Source organism: Streptomyces enissocaesilis, from assembly GCF_039533765.1.
Lineage (GTDB): Bacteria > Actinomycetota > Actinomycetes > Streptomycetales > Streptomycetaceae > Streptomyces > Streptomyces enissocaesilis.
Map to the genome: position 1 here is coordinate 1 of NZ_BAAAUD010000061.1, position 19,538 is coordinate 19,538.

Consider the following 19,538-nt stretch of genomic DNA (forward strand, 5'->3'; position numbering starts at 1 on the left):
GCCCCCCGCCCAGTACAAGCCCCACCAACCCCAACCCCACCACAACCAGCCCCACCACAACGGGCCCCGCCTCCACCCCGAACCCGACACCGTCCACACCACCCCGCACGCCGACACCGTCGGCTGACGGCCGCGCCCCGGGCACACCGGAGACCCGTGCCCCTCATCCGAACCAGCCCGCACCCGGGACCACACCGGGCCGCGCGCCGAGTCCCAGCACGCCCAGCTCCGCGCCCACCCCCACCCCCGGGGCGGCCACCACGCCCAGCACCGGCGCACCGGGCTCGGCAGACACCCGTACGCCCCACCCGAACCGCCCCGAATCAACCACCTCGAGCCAGGACCCGAGGCAGCCGGCCCCGGCCAGGACCACACAGTCGCCCGCCGCCACTCCAACGGTGACGCCGAGCCCGAACGCCTCGGACTCCCCTGCTCCCGGCCGCACACCCGACAGGGCCCCGACCCCGAGCAACAGCGCCCCCAGCACTCCCAGCACCCCGAACACTCCCAGCACCCCGAACCAGCCCGGAGCCACCCCCAGCCCCACCCCCGGCAACAAGCCGCAACAGCCGGGATCGCAGCCCCACACGCCTCAGAACACACAACCGAGCCCGGCGAACACGCCAAACACACCGAACCAACAGCAGCAACAGGCCACAGCGGTCCCTATCCACACCGTGGCCCCCGCCCCCAACGGTCACACCGCCCAGCCCACCCACACCACCCCGCCCACTCAGCAACAGGGCCAGGACAACACCACCAACACCACCACCCCCAAACCCGCAACCGCCACCCGCGACACCACACCCCCGGGCGGCGTCACCGACCCCACCCGCGCGGAACAGGACGCCCTCGACAACTCCGTCCCCCGGGACGAAAACGGCGACCCCACCCGCCCACCGGACCCCGCCGACGGCCCCTGGGTCCAGAACATCAACGGCACCGGACCCGACACCCCCGGCCGCAACAACAACTGCGTCGACGTAGCCCTGTCCACCGTCGACACCTACACGGGCAACCCCACCGCGGCCGCCGCCCGCACCCCCGACCCCGACCCCGACGGCAACCCCTCCGACCGCGGCGAGAACGGCGGCCGCGACCGCATAGAGAACACGCTGGGCGCCCGCTTCAGCGACCTCGGCAACGGCCGCGACGCCTTCGACCACCTGGAGAACACCCTCCGCACCAGCGGCCACGGCTCCCAGGCCGTGATCATCACCCAGGACCCCAACGGCCGCGCCCACGCCTGGAACGCCGTCAACCACAACGGCCGCATCACCTACATCGACGCCCAGACCGGACGGACCAGCCCCGACCCCCTCCACAGCGGAAACAACGGCGTCTTCGCGATCCCACTGGATGCCAACCGGCACCCAGTGGGCCCGCACATGGGCAATCAGTCGCGCCCGGCATCAGAGGAGAGCGCCGCCCGCCATACGTCTGAAGCCTCTGACAGCGCGGACCGTCGTCCGCCCGAGGCACCTGCAGGAGCCGGTACCGAAGGAGACAAGCCTCCCGAGCGACCTCGCGGCAGCGCCGAGTACGACACCGTCCAAAACCCGGACGACACGCACTACGACATGCTCCCCGAGCCCTCCCAGGCCCAGCTCCGGGAGACCAATGAGGTCCTGCAGACCGACCTCAAACCAGTCAACGACAGGCTGAAGGAGTGGAGCGAGAACGGCAAGCTTCGTTCGCTTCTGCATGATGGTCTCGCCGATGAACAGGGCGGCATCCGCAAGCAGACGTTGATCGATGCCCTGCCCGGGTTCGGTGACCTGACCGAAGGACAACAAGGAGCCGTCGTCGCGGCGCTGGCCCGTATGGACCTGCGTTTTCATGCGACGAGTTCCGTGGGGGTCGCGCTCGATCCCCATGCTGACAACCCGAATTCGCCTTCCAACTTCACTCCGGCCACGGACGACCCGGAGAAGATCGAGCGTTCGAACAAGGCCCGCGAGACCATCGAAAAGCTCATGGACAAGGCAGGCATCAAGTCAGGCGGTGTGCACTACCACAACCGGCGGGACATGCCGAATCGAGCCGGTCTCGAAGCGGCAATCGCCGACCGCATCGACGACGGCCAGGGCATGACGGACAGCGAGATCACCGAGGCGGTCCAGCACGAGCTGGATTCACTCGAAGAGCATAAGGGCGACTGGTCACGAAAGAACTACGCAGTGGTCGAGGTCCGTGATCCGGAGAACAACGACGAAATCCGGTATGTCGTGGACAGCTCTCTCCCCATGAGCTCGCCCTGGGGCGCCGGCGTCCACTCCGAGCCGCATGCCATGGACTGGATTCAATCGGTTAACGAGAGGCGCGAAGCCGCTGGTCAGCAGCCGTTCGAGCCCATCAGTCTGTACACCGAGCGTGAGCCGTGTGGCCACGCCTCCGGGAACGACTGCTCCGACTACCTGGCGAACGAAGTCGAAGACGGTGTCCCCGACGATGAACTCGGCGAGGGAGAGAGGAAGAACAAGCTCCGCATTCATTACGGTGTCGGTTTCCGCAGAGGTGTGATAGCCGAGGACGCGGACCTCTCCCGGGACGACGGCACCACCGCGACACCCGCCGAGGCCAAGGACGAGGCGCGGGCTAAGTTCAAGGGCGACTTCAACAACTATGTGAACCGGCTGAAGACCATTTGGGAAGGCAATGCCGTCTCCGGCCAGTAACTCCGCCGCACGCATCACCGCTCATGGAAGGAATCGATCCAGTGCCCGAGATCAACGATGAGGACTGGATGCGCATCGAGGCCTGGCGGGAGCTGCCCGCTCGGGAGCGACGGGTGTTCTCGGTCGTCGGCCCGGCGCTGAGCGGCAAGACCGCTTATCTGCGAGCAGTGCACGACCGCTGGCCGAACGCCATCCTGATCGACTGCTGGGGCATGAGCGCCGACGCTGTGGCGACCCGCATGCGCGACGAGTGCCGGGCCGCCCCTCCGGGGCGCCCCTGCGGCTTCCTCCTCGCCAACGTGCAGTACGCGGGCGAGGTGCTGACGTCGACCGAACCGGCACGGGTGGCGGAGGTACTGGCCCCAGGATTCCGACGGTTCGAAGGCCGTGAGGTATGGGTCATGGCGGAGTACGACTCCGAACTGGTGGCACCGCTTCCGTCGGGCGAGTACCAAGTGGTCCTGCCCGCGCCCCCTCCGGCCGAAGCCGCAGCCGAAGAGCCCGAAACGGCCCGCCGACTCGGAGCGCTGGCCGCCGCGGAGCTCCGGCGGGTGCCCCTGTCTGTCTGGCAGTTGCTCTGCGAGTCGAACGGTGCGCGGGAAACAGTGTCGGCCCTCCTCGTCCTTGCCGAGCGGCGAGCTGATGTTCTGGTCGTCGACGAGACCCGGTCATCGGTCGCTTTCCGTTCCGACGCTCTGCTCCACGCATGGCGACGAAGGAAGCCCTGGGATTCCGCCGACCAGTCCCGGGTCGTTGGGGCATTGGTGTCCGCCGTGGAGGACGGCGGGCCAGGGCTCCGGGATCGCAGTGGCCCAGTGGGACAGTACGCCGCCCATGCCCTCCCGCTTCATGCGGCGCTCGCCGACGGTCTGCCCCGACTCCTCCAGGACGGCCGGATGCTGGCCCGGTGCACAGCTTCCGCCGTGCTCGAGGCCATCGCCGTCGCCTACCCCGACGGTGTGCCCTACGCGAGTGTGGCAGCCATTCCCCACTACTTGGAAGCACAGGGCATCGCCCCCTCGTCACAAGGCGAGTGGGTGGCTTGGCTTCATCACGCGGCACTCGGCGCGGGGCGCCGGGAGCTGGCCGAACAACTCCTGGCTTCGGGGGTTCCGCTGCCGTGGCGGACAACGTGGACCCACTGGCGTCCCATGGGCATTTTCGGTCAGGTTCCGGGCCAGGCCGGTCGTGTCGACGAACTCGGCGTGACATCCGGTAAGTCAGGCCCGCGTGTCGTCACGGCCCGGGACATGACTACAGGCAAGAACGCTCACCCCGAGCACCGATATGTCCGCCAGGAGTGGAATCCGGCAACCGGTGAACCTGCCACCGCGCCGGTACACGTGCGGGCCTCCTTGGCCGAAGGCGGTCTTCCCTGGCACAGCGCACGCCGGCCACCGGGTTCCGATGCACCTGCCGTTGCCTTCGCCCGACACACCGACAGTGGGTGGCAACCGGGTGCGGACGCGCTCACTCTTCCTCCACGCTGCCCGTCCGCAGTAACACAGGGAGTGCATGTCGACGGCAACTGGGTGCTTGCCGGCACCGCGGGCCTCTTCGCCGTATCCGTGCAGGCGACGGAGGGCTCCGATCAGACCGCATACCGCAGGCGGCCCCTCGTCGCCACGCACACCCGGTCCGCTCCGTGGCCCCTGCCGCAGTCCGCGTCCGCGGCTCTGCGCGGCCGCGGGATGCGGGACTGGCTCGAGGAGACCTTCGGTCCTGACACCTGCCACCGGCTGGCCGAGAATCAGCTTCCCCCGGGACTCGACGACCCTGACGCGCGCAGCTTCCTCCTCGAGACGGGCCTGCCCGAGATCAGCGACTTCCTGAACCTCGCCATCACCCCGCGGGACACAAGCCCGTTGCCCGAAGTGGCCTGGCCCCGCCGAGGGCGAGGCGTACCCCGTCAACGCCGTGCCAGAAGCGAGGCACCCAGTGACGGTCCGTTCTACGAGCTCGGTACCTGGATGTACTCCCGGCTGCTGCTCGACGGCAGCACCGGTCGCCTCTTCCGGGACACCACGGGTGGCTCGCCCGACCCCGTCGCCGGCAGCAGCCTCACACAGTTCTTCGCCATGGTCCGGCTCTACGACGAGTTCCGCAGGACGCACTTCCCGTACGCCCCCGACCACAAGGACGCGCAGAGCAGCCTCACGGCGTGGTGCCGGCAGATCGACGGCGTCGCCGCCCGGGCTGAGGCATGGACGCTCGTTCTCGAAGGGTACGACTTCGAGGACAGCACGTGGGACTTGGCTTCCTACGGGGACGAGTGGGTCTGACACCCGAGCCGGGGCTCACGGGCCGGAACCATAGGATCACTGACGTATGCAGACGTGTCCGCACAGCGGAGGACGGGACCGATGACCGGCACTACCGACACCTACGCACCCCACCCCCACATAGGCGGCCGCACCGCAGCACTCCGTGCCCTCGCCGCCTGGCGGATGGAGTGGCCCGGTGCCCCGCGCGTCATCGTGGTCACCGGTGACTCCGGCAGCGGACGGTCACGGCTGCTCACCGGTTTCCTGATGTTGTGCGACCCGCAGTTCCGCAAGCGGCTCCCCCTGGACGAACTCGATCCATCGATCGTTCCGCCCGATCTGTCACCCCCGGCGGTGACCAGCACGTCTGGGCTCACGTCGGCTCAGATCCTGTGGCTGATCGCCGATCACTTCGATCTCGGCGCCAGGAGCACAGGAGATGTGTTCACCAGACTGGCCGCCCTCGACGACGCCGTCACCGTCGTCGTCCCCGACGTCGACCGCGCCGGCCCGGTCCGGTCCGGCTGGGAGCCCACCCGTGTGGTGCGGGACGTACTCAAGCCATGGGCCGCGATACCGGCCGTACGCCTGCTCACCGATGTGCCGCGCGAACTCGCCGCCGAGCTTGCGGAGGGACTGCCGGCCGGAGTCGCGCAGATCATCGACCTCGACGACCCGCAGTGGGCCGACCCCGAGGGTCTGGTGCTGCACGCCGATGCGGCCTTGAATCCTCAGTCCGGCGCCCCCGAGCTGCCATTCACCGTCGATCCCAGGCAGCGTCGCCGGCTGGCCGAGGCCATCGGCCGGCAGGCCGGGACGAACCACCTGGTCGTCCAGCTGGCTGTGCACAGCATCCTGACGGCACCCAACGGATTCGACCCCACCGACCACCAGTGCCTGCCGACGTCCGTCGGTCAGGCCCTGGACCTGCACTCCCGTCGTCTCGGCAGTGACCCGCAGACGCTGCGGCTGATGCTGGCTCCGCTGGCACTGGCCGAGGGCGCCGGGATCCCGGTGGGGCTGTGGAGGCGGCTCGTGGTCGCCGTCGCCGGGCCGGACCTGGCCGAGGCGATCGGCAACGGCATGGCCCTCGTGGCACCGTTCGTCGAACCTGTCGAAGAAGAGGGCGGTCGTACGCTGCTCCGCCTGCTCCACCCGGCCATCGGGGACGAGATCCGCGCAGGGCTGCCCGGCGTCCGCGCCGCCCAGTCCCAGATAGCCGTGGCACTGCTCGAGGCCGTGCCGAACCAGGACTGGAGCCGAGCCGACCCCTACGTACGCGACCACATAGCGGGGCACACCCTCGAAGCCGGCCTTCTTCCCCAACTCCTCACCGATCCAGGGCTCTTCGTTCACGCAGACCCGGTACGGCTGCGCGCGGCCATTGAGGCAGTCCCGGCGGAAGGACTCGGAGCCGCGGCCCGTACCTATCTCCGCACCGCTCCCCTGCTGACGCGTACCGAGGCCCCGGCCCAGTTGCGTGCCGCCCTGCTGGAGACCGCGTTCGTCGAGGACGGTCTGCCCGAGTACGCCGCCGCAGTCCACCGGCTCGGCATCGACCTCCCGTGGCAGACCCTCTGGAGCCTGCCGGTCCCGGGCATCCACGCGGCGACCATCGGGAGCATCCCGGCGTCCGGCGACGAACCGGCGGTCCCCGTCGCGGCGCTCGCTGTCCCGGAGGGCACACCTGACGCGTATCCGATCGGTGCGCGCGGCGGGTCCGCACTGCTCGTCCACGGCCTCGTCCAGCGGACGCCCCTCGGTGACACGCCTCCCGAGCGGATACTGCGGCCTTCCGAGGAGGAGCGCGCCTCTGCTCCGCTCGCGCTCAGCGTGGGTGGGGACTACCTGCGGGTGTGGAGCCGCGCCGACGAGGAGGTCGTGGCCGCACTGATCTCCGACGTCCCCTTCACCGGCGCCGACCTCTCCCCGGAGGGCATCCTCCTCGTCGCCACCGAGCGTGGTGCGAAGGCCCTGCGGGTCCTGGCGCAGGCCACACCGATAGCCTCGTAGAACCGACCCCGCCCAGGCAGAACCGTCCCCGCCGACCTCGAAGGAGCCCCGCGTGACCACCCAGGAGCAGGCGCTCGCCACCGCCGGCCGTTGGCTCAACCCCGACGGCAGCGAGGCGCCCCGCCGCGAGGTCAGGATGCGGGAGTTCGACCTGGGCTGGGTCGTGTGGGCCGCACCGGCGCCGCTGGAGCGGGACCCGGAGACCGGGGAGCGGCGGCCGCCCGCCGAGATCGGGAACGCGTGCGGGGTCGTCGACCGGCGTACCGGCGAGCTGACGGTGTGGCCCTCGGTGCCGGTCGACGAGGTCGTGCGGATGTACCGGCAGAAGCACGGCGGCGGTACGGCCCCGGCGGAGGACGCCCGTCCGGTCACCGGCCCCGGCAACACTTCCGTCTTCACCTACACCGACCCGGCCACCGGCGAGGAGACCACCCTCTTCCGCAACTCCGGCCCCGGCCTCCCGCCGTCGGAGTACCAGGCGGCGGCCGAGCTGCGCCGCCTGGGCGTGCCCCACGAGAACGTTTTGGCGATCCACACCGACCTGCGTCCCAGCCTGCTGCCCGGCGGCTACACCGCCGAGCTCCTCCACACGTACAGGAACGCCGAGCTCTCCTGCACCCAGACCTACGGCGCCCGACCCGAGGCCCGCGCCGAGGGCATCGCCGGACTGATCCAGCACGTCGAGACGATGCACCGGGTGGCCGGCCTGCAGCCGCCGCCCCGCCCGCACCGCGTCCCGCTCCCCGCGCACGTGATGCCCGCCGAGCCGATGCGCGACGTGGCGCTCGGCCGTCACCTCGCCGAGGTCTTCGGCCCGGACGGGGTACTCCGCTACGACGCCGACACCGTCACCGCCGGCCCACTGCCCGAGGCCGCCCGGGCGACGCTCACCTGGGCCGGTCTCCCCGCCGACCTGCCCCTGTTCTTCACCGCCGACCGGCCCGGCAGCCCGCCCGCGGGCGGGCTGTTCACCGACATCACCACCCACCTGCGCCAGCGCCGCAGCCCCGCCGACCCGGAGAAGATCAACGCGCTGGCGCACCTGGTGCGTATCGGCTGGGACGGGGTGGCGGTCATCGCCGTGCAGTGCCGACCCGGCACGACGGAGCCCGACGGGCTCGGCGCCCTGTGGGCGATCGACCCCGTCAACGCGGCCGCCCGTTACGTCAACATCTCCACCGCCGCCTTCGCCCGCTCCCTCGCACTCCTCGCCACCACCCGCCGCCGGATGCAGGGCATGGACCCGATCGCGGCCGGCGCGGCGGTCGCGGCGCTCCAGGAACAGCTGGCCGCCATCGACGCCTCGGCCCCGGCGCACCAGAACGCGTGGTGGTCCCTGATCGTCGAGCAGATGTGGCACGGGCTGTTCTGACCGGGCCCTGTACCCGCCGCCCCCGGGGCTGAGGGCGGCGTACAACATCGTGCGTGGGGCAGATACTCCGCCCCTCGCCCACGGGGTGCCCAAGCAGGCAATCGGGCTCGAGCCGACGAAGCCGACCATGGGGCCTTCCCCATGAGTGCGGAAAGCCCCATGTCCCACCAGCAGCCTCACCCGGTACCGGCCGGCCCCGAGGAAGCCCTGGAGTTCGTGCGCAGCCGCTTCGGGCAGCCCGTTTTGCCCGACGGCACACTCGTACCCCTGCAGGTCGAAAAATTCGATCTCGGTTACGTCGTGTACGCCGTCCATCCCGAGCCCGCCACCGTCGAGGGTGTCCCGCGACCCGCAGAACCGGGTGGCAGCAACATCGTCGTCGCCAAGGACAACGGTGAGATCGCGACCGTGCCCAACTACCCGCCGCCACACGCCATCGAAGTCTTCAAGAAGCACTACCGCCCCGGCACCCAGGTCACCCCGGTTCTGTCCGGCGGCCCATGCGACTGCCTCGGGGGCCCGTTGTGCCTGTGGCGGGCCTTCGGTCTCCGTCCTCAGGATCTTCATGGACGGCACCGTCGCCAACGGCGCTGCCTGGCTGGAACGGCCCGACTGCCACGACGAGTCCACGCACGCCTTCTGGTCCGACCCCCACGTCTACACGCGGATCATCGGCGAGCTGCACCGGGCCGGGGTGCCGACCGCCACCCATGCCATCGGTGACGGCGCCGTCCGCCACGTCCACGACTCGGTCGAGAAGGCGCAGGCCGGTGACGAGCGCGGTGCGGCACCGGATTGAGCACATCGAGACCGTGCCCGACGACACGGTCCGCCGCTTCGCCGAACTCGGCGTGATCGCTTCCATGCAGCCCACCCACTGCTGCGACTTCACCCACGCCGATCACACCGACAACTGGTCCCGCCGCCTCGGTGAGGAGCGCGCCTCCCGCGTTGGCGCTGCCGCGACCTGCAGGACTCGGGTGCCACCGTCGTCCTCGGCTCCGGTTGGCCCACCGCCCCCTAACCGCCGCTGGGCGTCATGGCCGGGGCCCGCCACCGCCGTCCGGCCCGCGACCTGACCCAGCCTCCGCACGGCCCGGAGCAGGCGGCCACCGGGCCCTCCAGGCCATGACCGTCAACGCCGCCTACGCGGCCGGTGAGGAGCACAAGGCCGGCCACCTCGCCGTCGGGTACCCCACCGACCTCACGGTCTTCGCCGACACTCCCCTCGCCACCCCCGCCCTCGGCCTGCCCGACCTGCCGGTTCTCCTCACCGTCCTCCACGGCAACCCGGCCCACCACGACGCGAACCTGTAACGCACCGGCCGGGTTGGCCGGCAGGTCCGGGGGCAGCCCTGAACCGGACACCGAGGTCGTCCCGGCACGTCGGCCGCTCGCATCGGCATCGTCGTACACGCCGACGGGAGACGGGGAAGAACAAAGAATTCACTGGCCGCAGCCGCGGGCGTGGGGGCTGCCGACGTCGTGCAGGCAATTGCTGAAAGCCCGATGGCGGGTCCTCGTCATGGCAGGGCAGGACAAGGCATGGCGGCGAGCTCGGGCCGTACGCCGCCCGAGCCCTCGCGGCGTACGGCCCGAGCCGGCTACCGGCTCCCCGCTTCCGTGGACCAATAGCGCCCGTAAGTGTGCTCAGTACAGCGAGAAGCCGCCGCTGTGCCGCCCCTGGCTCTTCTTCCGGGGCTGCGAAGCCTCCCCCTCCGAGCGCCTCGGCCCGTTCGGATCCGAAGGAGCGCCGCCGCCCGCAGGCACTTCCCCCTGCCTGATCTGCTCGCGCTCCTCGTCCGAGAGCGCCTCCCACTCACCGCGCAGGGATGCCATGCCGCTGCCCAGCGCACGCGCCGCCGAGGGGTCGTCCAGGGCGTTGCGCAGGGTGACGCGGCCCGAAAGCAGCTTCTTCGCCGTGTCCTGCAGTTCCTTGCTTGCGCCACTGCTGTCGTCGGCCAGCTTGCGCAGCGCGGAGTTCAGAGAGCGGATCTGCTCCGGTTCGAGCGCTTCGTCCCACACACCGCGGTCAGGGGAAGGCCCTTGGGGGTTCCGGGAGTTCTGGGGGTTCTGGACCATCTCGCTTCTCCTCACCTCTCGTCACCTGAAGTATCCCCCGTCACCCGAAGTCGTTACGGATACGGTCGGCTACTGACAGCTGCCCGGCCGACGCCCCACCCGCAGGCACAGGGGCAGAAGCAGTCGCGGTGGTGGCCTCGGGTCAAGTGTCTCGGGTTGTCGGAGCACGACTGCCGGGCGTTGCCGCCGACTCTGGTTCGGATGCGGCCCCGAGCCGTCGTTCCCTCCGCCCGCGCCCGCCTCCGGCCGCAACGGGAGCGTCCTCGACACCGCACCGGACACGCCACAGTGGCCGCGACTGGAAACTCTGCCCCATGGACCACAGGCGCATCGAGCCAGACAATCGCGTAACGTGCCGCACCTGCTGATGAATGACATGGGCGACAACAGCCGGGAGCGACTGGCATCCCGCTGAGACGCTACCGGCTCCGCACCAGTGTCAGCCCGTGCCCGCCAGGGAGAGCGAGGACGCCACCGCGGGCAAGATCGCCCGCGAACCAGGCTCCGCTCTCCATCTCCCCCGACCAGCGCCGCCACCGGAACGGGGCGCGCGCCACCATCACCGGCGTCCAGTCGTCCTCACCGTCTCCGGTCCTGACCTGCACAGGGATTCCCGCACTCGCTTTGCCCCGCCGAGCCCTGCGGACCGAGGTCTTGTACTCCCACGGGCGGGCTCGCAGCACTGTGTCAATCGTGCGCAGGCACCGCAGCGACAGGGCGGAGAGCACCAGTGGACGCAGGCTGACAAGCATCAAGAACAGGGCGACAGCGGCCACAGCATCCGTGGAGCCACCCTTGAACACCCCCACCGTGACAAGCAACAGCGCCCACACGGCGGTCCAGGCAACAAACCGGACGCGGGCTCGCCGCCATGCCTCCTGCAAGGCCATTCGGGTTCCCGGATCCTCGAAGGCGCAGGCGGTTACGGAAACATGGGCCTGTCGCTTCATGTGAGTCACTCCTTGTACGGCATCTTGTGTCATGGGGTGGTGTCAGGCAGCGAAGCCCACGAGCCGGGTCAGAAGAGCGCCGACACCGTCCAATACGGTGATCTCCGCATCGGCCGCAGAACCGAGGGCGAAGTAACTCGCCCCTCTTTCACGCCATGACCTGTGGGGAAGCTTTCGGGAATTGCCCCTGGGAAGGAACGCCTGGAACGTTTGCCGGGATGGAAGGCAGCCATTACGGAGGCGAAGCTCCCGCACGACCAGACGGGGCCCCTCCATATGAGCTTCTTCTGGGCGGCCGGTCGCGTCACGTGGCGATCCCTTGTATCAGATGTATCGGCCCGTGGAGCTTCCGATGGGGGTAGTCGACGAGATCACCGCCATCGGAAGCTCCACCGCGTACGTACAAGCGGGGACACGGCGCCGGATCAGATGGGGAAGGGCCCAGGGGACGGTGGTGTCATGGCCGCCCCGGCATCAGACTTACGTCGGCCCAGCAATGCCAGGAGCAGACCGCCGATCGTCATGAACAGGCCGACTCCTGCTACCCCGAGACCAAGCATCCACGGCCCCTGTTCCAGGTCGGGATGGGTGGTCTTCGGAGTACCTGCAGGAGCGGCGAAGTGCTGCTTGCCCTTGTGCTTCACCGGCAGGGTCTTGTCGACGGGCGGCGAGCCTGCGGCCTTCACCGCGGCGGCGGCGTTGATCTGCCCGAAGCCGAGCAGCGCGTTCGGCCCACCGTCCGGGTGCCGGGCCGTGCTGGTGAGGATCGCCCGGACCTGCGCAGGTGTCAGTTCGTGATTGTGGGAGAGCATCAGTGCCACGACACCGGACGCGAGAGCAGTCGCAGGCGAGGTGCCGTCGACCGACCAGAAACCACCGGTGTTCTTCGCGCTGGTGATGTCCACGCCCGGGGCGGCCACCTCGTTGTACTCGTGCACGGTGGAGAAGTCTGCGCGGCCGCCACCCTGTTTCGTGGCCGCGACAGCGATGACGTTGGCGTAACCGGCCGGAGCAGAAGGCTGATTGAGCTCATCGCCGCTGTTGCCTGCTCCGGCAAGAAGCGGCACTCCATGGCTGACCGCGTAGCCGATCGCCGCGACTTCGTCCTCATTCTTGAACTCGCCGACCTCACCGGTCCCCAGGGACAACAAGATCACGTCGGCGCCGTGGTCCACTGCGTACTGGATGCCTTTCGCGACCGGACTGACACCGCGTTGCAGGTCCTCGTAACCGTCGCCCTCGTCCTTGTCGGAGTTCACCCGTACAGAGAGAATCTTGGCCTTGGGAGCAACCTTGAGGACGTCCGAAGCCATGGCAGTGCCGTGGTCTCCCCAGTCCGGGCTTGCCGGTTCCATGCCGTCCTCGCGGAAGTCCGGGCCGGTGATCACCCGCCCCCTGACCGCGGGGTGGTCAGCAGCCACTCCGGTGTCCAGGACCGCCACGGTGACGCCTTCACCCTGGCTGAGCTGATGTGCCGTCGGAAGGCTGAGCGCGCTGCTTTCCCAGCTCGACGGCGTGCCGGCAGCGTGAGCGGGAGCCGCCGACCATGCGCACACGAGCCCGCTCAACACGACGCCGAAAACAGCCGTCCTCGTACCGTGTCGCCTCACTTCGCGCCTCCCAGTTGCAGGTCGTCCATGTGCAGCTGGAACATTTTGACGAGGGCTTCGGCCTCTGCGGAGGCAGCTGTGCGATCACCACGACCGTCGTAGTCGTCCTCGCCCCACTCCCCCGGCAGGTTTCCCGCAATCCGCCCGTCGGCCGACCCCGTGGTGACAGCGACGGCATACGGCATGTGCTCGCCTGGCGTTTGCGCCAGCGCGGCTCCGTTACGTGCGTCCTTCCAGCCCGCGGCAGGAGTCCCCGGCACGGACAGCGGGACCACCGCTCCCTGCGTGCCCCTCAGGTCTTCGAAGTCCTGGGCCATCTCGGCCTTCTTCAGCTCTTCCCCAGGAAGCACGATCAGGGCGACTGTTGCCACCATGTCGCCCGTGAGGTCGACATAGGTGGAGCGCAACACCGCCTTGCAGCCCAGCCGTTCCGCCGACTTCAAGATCTTCCCGTCCAGACCCTTGCTGCACGAGGTTTCCGGGGAGATCGCGAGGCGGCGCCAGCTCGCGTACTTGGGGTTGGTGAGAACACCCATCCGGCCGTCCCGCCCCCCGATCGTGTCAGGAAAAACGTGGTCAGAGGGCTCATCCCTCCAGATGACCTCGCCGTACTCACGGTTGGCGATCGGCTGCCGGCTGTTGCTGTGTATGTGCGCGGCCAGAGCGCCGCCGCCCACCAGGCCGAGCAGTCCGAAGACAGTGAGAAACGAGCCGATCACTTTGCGGGCCGTACGACCGCCTCCGTCTCGAGAGCGGGGAGGAACCGGGGACATCCCAGGTGGCGCGACCGGTATGGGCAGCGGCTGGACCGGCCCCTGCCACTGCTGTTGCTGCCACCCGCCCTGCTGGGGGGCGGCCCGTAATGGTTGGCGCTGCCCGGGCTTCCAGGCGGCGTCGGGTAGGACATGAGTTCTCTCCCACGTGTTTCTTCCGGTGAGGGATACGGTGCGCGGCCCGGCCTCACGCAACAGAGCTGGCATCCCGGTCGGCCTGCAACGGAGTCATGCTCGCGAACTCATGCGTAGGGATACACCCGCAACTTCCGGATACACCCTCCCCGTTACTGAGATTGAACTCGTGGTGTCGTAGGGGCTGACGGCTCGTCGACGGTGCGGTATCACCGAGGCATGCGGTATCTACAAGGGGGCGGGCTGACGGCCGAACGGCAGCAGTTTCGCGAGGAGTTACGGATGAAGGCAGCCGAGCGGTTCGCCCAGGGCGAGGCGAGCTCGGTGATCGCCAAGGACTTGCGGGTCAGCGTCCGCTCGGTGCAGCGATGGCGGCAGATGTGGGACGAGGGCGGTCCTCGGGCTCTGCGGTCCCAGGGGCCGGCGTCGCTGCCCAGGCTGAGCAAGAAACAGTTCGCGCAGCTGGAGGCGGAGCTGGCCAAGGGGCCGGCCGCGCACGGCTGGGAGGACCAACGCTGGACGCTGGCGCGGGTCAAAACGGTGATCGGCCGGCGTTTCCACCTGACCTACACGGTCCAGGGCGTACGCAAGCTGCTGGTGCGTAACGGCTGGTCCTGCCAGGTCCCGGCCCGACGCGCCATGGAGCGGGACGACGAAGCGGTGGCCGGATGGGTGAAAGAGGTGTGGCCCTGCGCGGAAGACTCGCGGCGGCCCGTGGAGCCTGGCTCGTCTTCGAGGACGAAGCCGGATTCTCCATGACGCCGCCGCAGGCCAAGACCTGGTCACCACGTGGCCGGACCCCGGTGGTGCGGGTCCGTGGCCGTTCCCGCAGACGGATATCCATCGCCGCGCTGACCTGCTACAAACCCGGCCACCGGTCCCGGCTGATTTACCGGCCGCGCCGGGACGACAGCCAGCGCGACGGTCGCAAGAGCTTCTCCTGGCGCGACTACCGCGAGCTGCTGATCGCCGCCCACCAGCAGCTCGGCGGCCCGATCGTGCTCGTCTGGGACAACCTCAACGTCCACAAGGCCGCCGGCCTCCGGGACTTCGCCGAAGCACGGGACTGGCTGACGATCTACTACCTGCCGCCCTACGCACCCGATCTCAACCCCGTCGAAGGGATCTGGTCACTGCTGCGGCGCGGCTGGCTCTCCAACGTCGCCTTCAGCACCCCCGAACACCTCGTCCAGCGCATCCGCCGCGGCCTACGCCACATCCAGTACCGCAGCGACCTCATAGACGGCTGCCTCGCCGAGACTGGCCTGCCCATTAGACCTACCTGAGCAGCGATACGACATCACGAGTTCAGCCTCAGTAGTCACACAACACCCTATGACCTCCCCTCAGGCAAGGCACACTTACCGCGTGCATCTTCCGTGCAGGCATGGTGGTCGAGCCACTCGGTCTTCCCCACCCCACACTGGCATGTGCGGAATTACGGAGCAGCCCTACGCGAGGCCGAAACCACATCAGGCCAAGCAGGGCGAGGGGCGGGTGCAGACGATACCTGTCTCAGGACACGTCACGTGCACCGAAGGCAGCGCGGCAAACGCCCGCTTCCTCACGCCCTGTTCAACGGCCGGACGTCCGGAGCGAACACCCTAGCGTTTGCCGATACGAGCGCTTCGGGCCCGGCCCATGCGCTCGGCGTCCCGTTCAATTTCGTGGAACTCGTCGATGCTCATCCGTGAACGGCGCTCGAAGGTCATGAGCCCACTGCCCCCAGGCAGTGCGATGACTCCGCCGAAGGCCGGATCACCGGCAAACCAAGCGCCGCTCTCCATCGCCGTATCCCAGTGGTTCCACCGGAGCGGATTACGCAACAGCATCGCGGGGGTCCAGTCGTCGTCACCGTTGCCCATCTTGACTTGAGCAGCAACTCCGTAGGATTCACTGACGTGCGGGTGCTTGCGGGCCGCTGCTCGAAACTCCCAGGGATACGACCGCAGAACCCTGCGTATCCGCCGCAGGCGAAGCAGGGATCCGATGTACACGTACAGCACGCAGGGGACGACAAGACCGAGGAGAAGTGCGACCCCCAAGCCCGCCGGACCACCCTTCTTGGTCTCCGTGGCATGCAAACTCAGAAGGACGAGCAGCGCCAGCGAGAAAATCAGGCAACCAATGAATCGGCCCACTACTCGGCGGCGCGCCCGGCGCCAAGCCGCCCGCGTCCCCGGATCGTCGAAGGCGCATTTTGAAAGGGGCACTTGGGGCGCATGGGGGGGCTGGGGGTCATGTGTCATTGGCGTTACTCCAAATACCTTCACTGGATGCTGCGGGGCGTGGGACTGGGGGCTGGCGCCCGGTGGCCAGTGCTCGCCGGTTACCCGACGGGCGCGCGACGCTTGAGGCTGGCTCACCTCGCCCGCTCGATGCGGTCGGCGTCGGCGTGCTTCCGGCTCTCGGACAGCTTCTTCCATGCCCTGGGCTGCATGAACAGCAGCTCACCGGTGCCCGGCACAATTGCCGCGCCCCCGAACAGGTCGTCCCCTGCGAACCAAACGCCGTCCGCGATTCCTCTGGGCCAGCCGCTGCGCGACAGGGGGTCCATGGCCGACAGCACGAGCGAGCCGACGATCCCCTCCTCACCGAGGCAGAGAATGAGCTTCCCGCCGCTTCTCGAATCCAGTTTCTTTACCGGACCTCGGAACGACAGAGGGTACGTACGAAAAACCCGCGAGCACCTCCAGGTCCATGTCACAGCCGAGACGAAGGGGATCACCGTGATCAAAAGTCCGATGAACCCCACTACAGCCAATGGCACCAGATAGCCGATCCCCGTGACAAACAGCAGGACAATCATGGGAACGAAAATGGCGAAGTACTTCGCGAAGCGCTTCAGCGCGAAGACGTAGTGATGCTTCAACGCCCCCCGGAAGTCCGTGCCATCGGTCGCGTAGGACGCTCTTGCGACCTCTGGCCGGACGTTGCCTTTCAGCTCTCTCCCGTTCATCCGAAGTCGCTCCTCATCACCGCTGCGGCAGAACCGGGGGCTCCTGCCCCTGGAGCCCGCTCCGCTTGAGCCGAAACCGGGTCGGTGAACGTCACCGTACGTGCGGTGCCGAGCAGTACACCTCGATAGTCATCGGCCAGCTCCCATGAGGCGGTCACCATCTGCACGACGACGACCGATGAGGACCGGGCGTCGGGAATCGCCACCATTCCCTGCCAGGTCTTCTCCTGCCTGGGCTCCTCCTGCCCCTCGGGCGGCACGCCCGGAGCCACCGTGATCCGCACCGACTCGGACAGAAATCCCACACCGGCGGGCAGTTCGACGGGCCGAAGACCATCGTCGGGACCGTTGCCGGGGCTGTCGGCGAGCAACTTGGTGAGTACGAGTTTGGGGCTCACTCCCGGCATGGGAACACTGGAGACCGTGAGCACGGACAGCACGGGGCCACCGCTGTTGTCGGGGTGCATACCCAGCGCGCACCCTTGGACCTGCTGTTTCTGCAGCGCCATCACAACAAAGGCGTACAGCCGGAACACCTGGTCGGCGCAGTCACGGGCCTCGCCGGGAAGTTCCCTGATCTGCCGCGCGACCTCCGCGAGTCCTTCACGTGACGGGTGGAGATCCACTTGTCGGTAGCCGTGCGGGATGCCGTACCAGAACACCGGCTTCGGCTCGGCCCCTGTCATGTCGAGAAGGTCGTTCACAGCCGGATACCCCTTGCGAATTCACCCAGATCGGTGACAATTTCCACGCTCGTGTCCCATGCCCCGGACCCGGCAGCGAACGCCTTCGTAGCTTCGGCGGTGTCATGCCCGTAGCCGTCGTCGGGCAGTACGTCGTGGCTTTCCAGGGACGACGCCGTGTTCGCCACGACGTTGATGCCATTGATGGCGTAGTCACGGATGCCGGAACTGGTGGCGACGTCGAGCGCTTTGTACGAAAGGGCCGGCACGACTTCGCTGGTGAAAGCGCCGGCCTTCGCCCCCAGCGACAAGGCCTCGCCGCCTTCTCTGGCAACTGCCACCGCGAGCCCCGCCTCACTGCCCGCTCTGGCAAGGACACCGACGCCCGGCACCATGCCAAGGGCATCACCGCCGACGGAAGCCCAGGCGGTCAGCCCTTCCTTCCACCCGTACTCACCCATCAACGAGTCTCTGAAGTCTTCACTCGCGAGGTTCTTACTCATGGCCGCCGCACTGGCGACGATCGCAATGCCGGCGAAGACGGGCGCCAGAGGGGTCGGGAAGAGCGCCAGCAGGCCTGCGATGGCTCCGATGGTCCCGGCATGTTCCAGCAGGAATTCGCCGGCCTTCTTGATCCCCTCACCAATGGCGGAAAGCGTCTTGCTGAACCAGCCCGGCTCCTTCGGAGCCAGCTTGTCGTCGGCCTCGTCGAGCTTGCTCGCGATGACACCGGCCCGGGCACTGTGGTCACCTTCCAGCGCCCGCGCCTTGATGATGACGTCGTTGTACGCCGTGTTGGCGTTGGTGAGGTGAGTCGCCGCCTCGTTGAGCGAACGCTCGGCTGCCCGCAGGCGTGTCGTCGCGGCGTCGGCCTCCTCCTGGCTGGGGTACTGTCGCCCGCCGAGTTGGAGATCCGGGTTCTTGCCGGCCTCGTCGTGACGCTGCTTGGCCTTGTCGGCTGCCGTCTTCTTCTCACCCGCGACTTCGTCATACTGCTTCGCCAGGTCGCGATGGGACGAGAGGTCACCATCCCATTTATCCAGCCAGGCAGCTGCCCTCTCGAGCGAATCCGCGGCGTTCTTCATGTACTGCGGAAGTTCGCCGTCGAGCGCGGACCGGAACGCGTCCGCCGCATCGCCCTCCCAGCTGCTGCTCATGCCCAGCAGCTTCGTGATCTGGCCGTGCGAGGTGCTGAGTGCCGACGCAGCGGCCTTGACCTTCCGCTGCAGTTCCGAGACCTCGCCGGGGAGACCCGGGACCGGATTCCAACCAAGGTTCGGGTAAGGATTGGCAGCCATCAGCCCTGCGCCCCCTGACCGGACGTCGATGCTTCAGCCATCTGTTTGAGGGCCTGCGCCAGCTCCTTCTCAAGCTTCTCGTAGCTGAGTTTGTTCTCTTTTACGCCCTCGCTGATCGCGCCGATCATTTCACTCAACTGCTCGGACCCGTACTTCCACTTTCCCTGGAACGTGTCACACGCCTCGTCCAGCCGTGCCGTCCCAATCTGGTCGGCACGGACGTGCGACAACGCCTTGCGGGCTTCGTCCAACTCTTTGATGGACTGCTGCAGCGATTTAACGAATTCACCAAGCTGATCCGTATCAGCCTTGAAATGATCACCCACGAACGAACCCATCCTCAGCGAAAGTTAAGCGCGCACACGATACACGGAAGCGGTGGGAAGCTTCCCCGCAGAGTTCACCGGCATCAAGTCAGTACAATTGCGGACCTAGACGGCAATAGAGGACGTAGTGATCTTGCATTCCGGCCCTGGCCCGACGTGACCGGTGGGATGATTCAGCCGTTCGGGCGGTGCGATCACTCGGCCGTGGACCGTGAACCACAACTTGTGGGCTCTGATCGGGCCGTTGCCGCCAGCCCGGCCGAAGAAGAGACCGGGGCCACGCCCGGTGTCGGACCGACTGTGTCAGCAGGGCATCCGATACGTGCTTCACAAAGTCCTCGCCTGGAGCTGGGATTCAGCTCCGGACAGACCTGCTGGCGGCGCCTGGAGCGGTG

Annotated in this window: 15 protein-coding genes and 1 pseudogene; 6 read left to right on the forward strand and 10 right to left on the reverse strand. The window is 68.2% G+C overall.

Features of this window, described 5'->3' with window-relative positions:
- Positions 1 to 163 precede the first annotated feature (163 nt).
- Entirely contained in the window at positions 164 to 535 is a 372-nt protein-coding gene (locus tag ABD374_RS30475; protein WP_344499664.1) for a hypothetical protein, read from the reverse strand.
- Positions 536 to 677: 142 nt separating this feature from the next.
- Between ABD374_RS30475 and ABD374_RS30480 the strand changes: the two genes are divergently transcribed.
- The 5 genes and pseudogenes from ABD374_RS30480 to ABD374_RS30500 form a co-directional block, all read left to right on the forward strand.
- Positions 678 to 2,678 carry a toxin glutamine deamidase domain-containing protein gene (locus ABD374_RS30480; protein ID WP_344499666.1) on the forward strand — a complete coding sequence of 667 codons (2,001 nt, stop codon included), beginning with the start codon at positions 678 to 680 and terminating at the stop codon, positions 2,676 to 2,678.
- A 41-nt stretch (positions 2,679 to 2,719) separates the two neighbouring features.
- Positions 2,720 to 4,960 carry an SUKH-4 family immunity protein gene (locus ABD374_RS30485; RefSeq protein ID WP_344499668.1) on the forward strand — a complete coding sequence of 747 codons (2,241 nt, stop codon included), beginning with the start codon at positions 2,720 to 2,722 and terminating at the stop codon, positions 4,958 to 4,960.
- 81 nt (positions 4,961 to 5,041) lie between these two features.
- Positions 5,042 to 6,955, forward strand: a complete 1,914-nt coding sequence (locus ABD374_RS30490; protein WP_344499670.1) for an ATP-binding protein — start codon at positions 5,042 to 5,044, stop codon at positions 6,953 to 6,955.
- A 52-nt stretch (positions 6,956 to 7,007) separates the two neighbouring features.
- Positions 7,008 to 8,327, forward strand: a complete 1,320-nt coding sequence (locus ABD374_RS30495) for an SUKH-4 family immunity protein (protein ID WP_344499672.1) — start codon at positions 7,008 to 7,010, stop codon at positions 8,325 to 8,327.
- Between the two features lie 553 nt (positions 8,328 to 8,880).
- Positions 8,881 to 9,644, forward strand: a pseudogene (locus ABD374_RS30500) (amidohydrolase family protein); the annotation flags it as partial.
- 333 nt (positions 9,645 to 9,977) lie between these two features.
- Here ABD374_RS30500 and ABD374_RS30505 read toward each other — a convergent pair.
- The 4 genes from ABD374_RS30505 to ABD374_RS30520 all read right to left on the reverse strand — a co-directional run bounded on the left by ABD374_RS30505 (position 9,978) and on the right by ABD374_RS30520 (position 13,688).
- The gene (locus ABD374_RS30505) at positions 9,978 to 10,409 is read right to left on the reverse strand and encodes a hypothetical protein (RefSeq protein ID WP_344499674.1); all 432 of its coding nucleotides are present in this window, start codon (positions 10,407 to 10,409) and stop codon (positions 9,978 to 9,980) included.
- 419 nt (positions 10,410 to 10,828) lie between these two features.
- A complete protein-coding gene (locus ABD374_RS30510; RefSeq protein ID WP_344499676.1) occupies positions 10,829 to 11,359 on the reverse strand; it encodes a hypothetical protein in 531 nt (176 codons plus the stop codon).
- A 425-nt stretch (positions 11,360 to 11,784) separates the two neighbouring features.
- Positions 11,785 to 12,930 carry a S8 family peptidase gene (locus ABD374_RS30515; RefSeq protein WP_344499678.1) on the reverse strand — a complete coding sequence of 382 codons (1,146 nt, stop codon included), beginning with the start codon at positions 12,928 to 12,930 and terminating at the stop codon, positions 11,785 to 11,787.
- Between the two features lie 35 nt (positions 12,931 to 12,965).
- Positions 12,966 to 13,688: a hypothetical protein gene (locus tag ABD374_RS30520; protein WP_344499680.1), complete on the reverse strand. Its 723-nt coding sequence runs from the start codon at positions 13,686 to 13,688 to the stop codon at positions 12,966 to 12,968.
- 408 nt (positions 13,689 to 14,096) lie between these two features.
- Here ABD374_RS30520 and ABD374_RS34785 point away from each other — a divergent pair.
- A protein-coding gene (locus ABD374_RS34785; RefSeq protein ID WP_425577394.1) for an IS630 family transposase occupies positions 14,097 to 15,163 on the forward strand; the annotation gives its coding sequence in 2 pieces (ribosomal slippage) (positions 14,097 to 14,540 and positions 14,543 to 15,163; 1,065 coding nt in all).
- Positions 15,164 to 15,481: 318 nt separating this feature from the next.
- Here the strand turns inward: ABD374_RS34785 and ABD374_RS30535 are convergent.
- The 5 genes from ABD374_RS30535 to ABD374_RS30555 all read right to left on the reverse strand — a co-directional run bounded on the left by ABD374_RS30535 (position 15,482) and on the right by ABD374_RS30555 (position 19,143).
- Complete coding sequence (locus ABD374_RS30535) at positions 15,482 to 16,126, reverse strand: hypothetical protein (RefSeq protein WP_344499686.1); 645 nt, start codon at positions 16,124 to 16,126, stop codon at positions 15,482 to 15,484.
- Between the two features lie 113 nt (positions 16,127 to 16,239).
- Positions 16,240 to 16,836 carry a hypothetical protein gene (locus tag ABD374_RS30540; protein ID WP_344499688.1) on the reverse strand — a complete coding sequence of 199 codons (597 nt, stop codon included), beginning with the start codon at positions 16,834 to 16,836 and terminating at the stop codon, positions 16,240 to 16,242.
- Positions 16,833 to 17,540, reverse strand: coding sequence for a hypothetical protein (locus tag ABD374_RS30545; RefSeq protein WP_344499690.1), 708 nt, complete (start codon positions 17,538 to 17,540; stop codon positions 16,833 to 16,835). Before ABD374_RS30545 ends, ABD374_RS30540 begins: the two co-directional genes overlap by 4 nt.
- Complete coding sequence (locus tag ABD374_RS30550; RefSeq protein WP_344499692.1) at positions 17,537 to 18,817, reverse strand: putative T7SS-secreted protein; 1,281 nt, start codon at positions 18,815 to 18,817, stop codon at positions 17,537 to 17,539. The genes ABD374_RS30545 and ABD374_RS30550 overlap by 4 nt, the downstream gene beginning before the upstream one ends.
- Entirely contained in the window at positions 18,817 to 19,143 is a 327-nt protein-coding gene (locus tag ABD374_RS30555) for a hypothetical protein (protein ID WP_344499694.1), read from the reverse strand. The genes ABD374_RS30550 and ABD374_RS30555 overlap by 1 nt, the downstream gene beginning before the upstream one ends.
- Between the last annotated feature and the right edge of the window lie 395 nt (positions 19,144 to 19,538).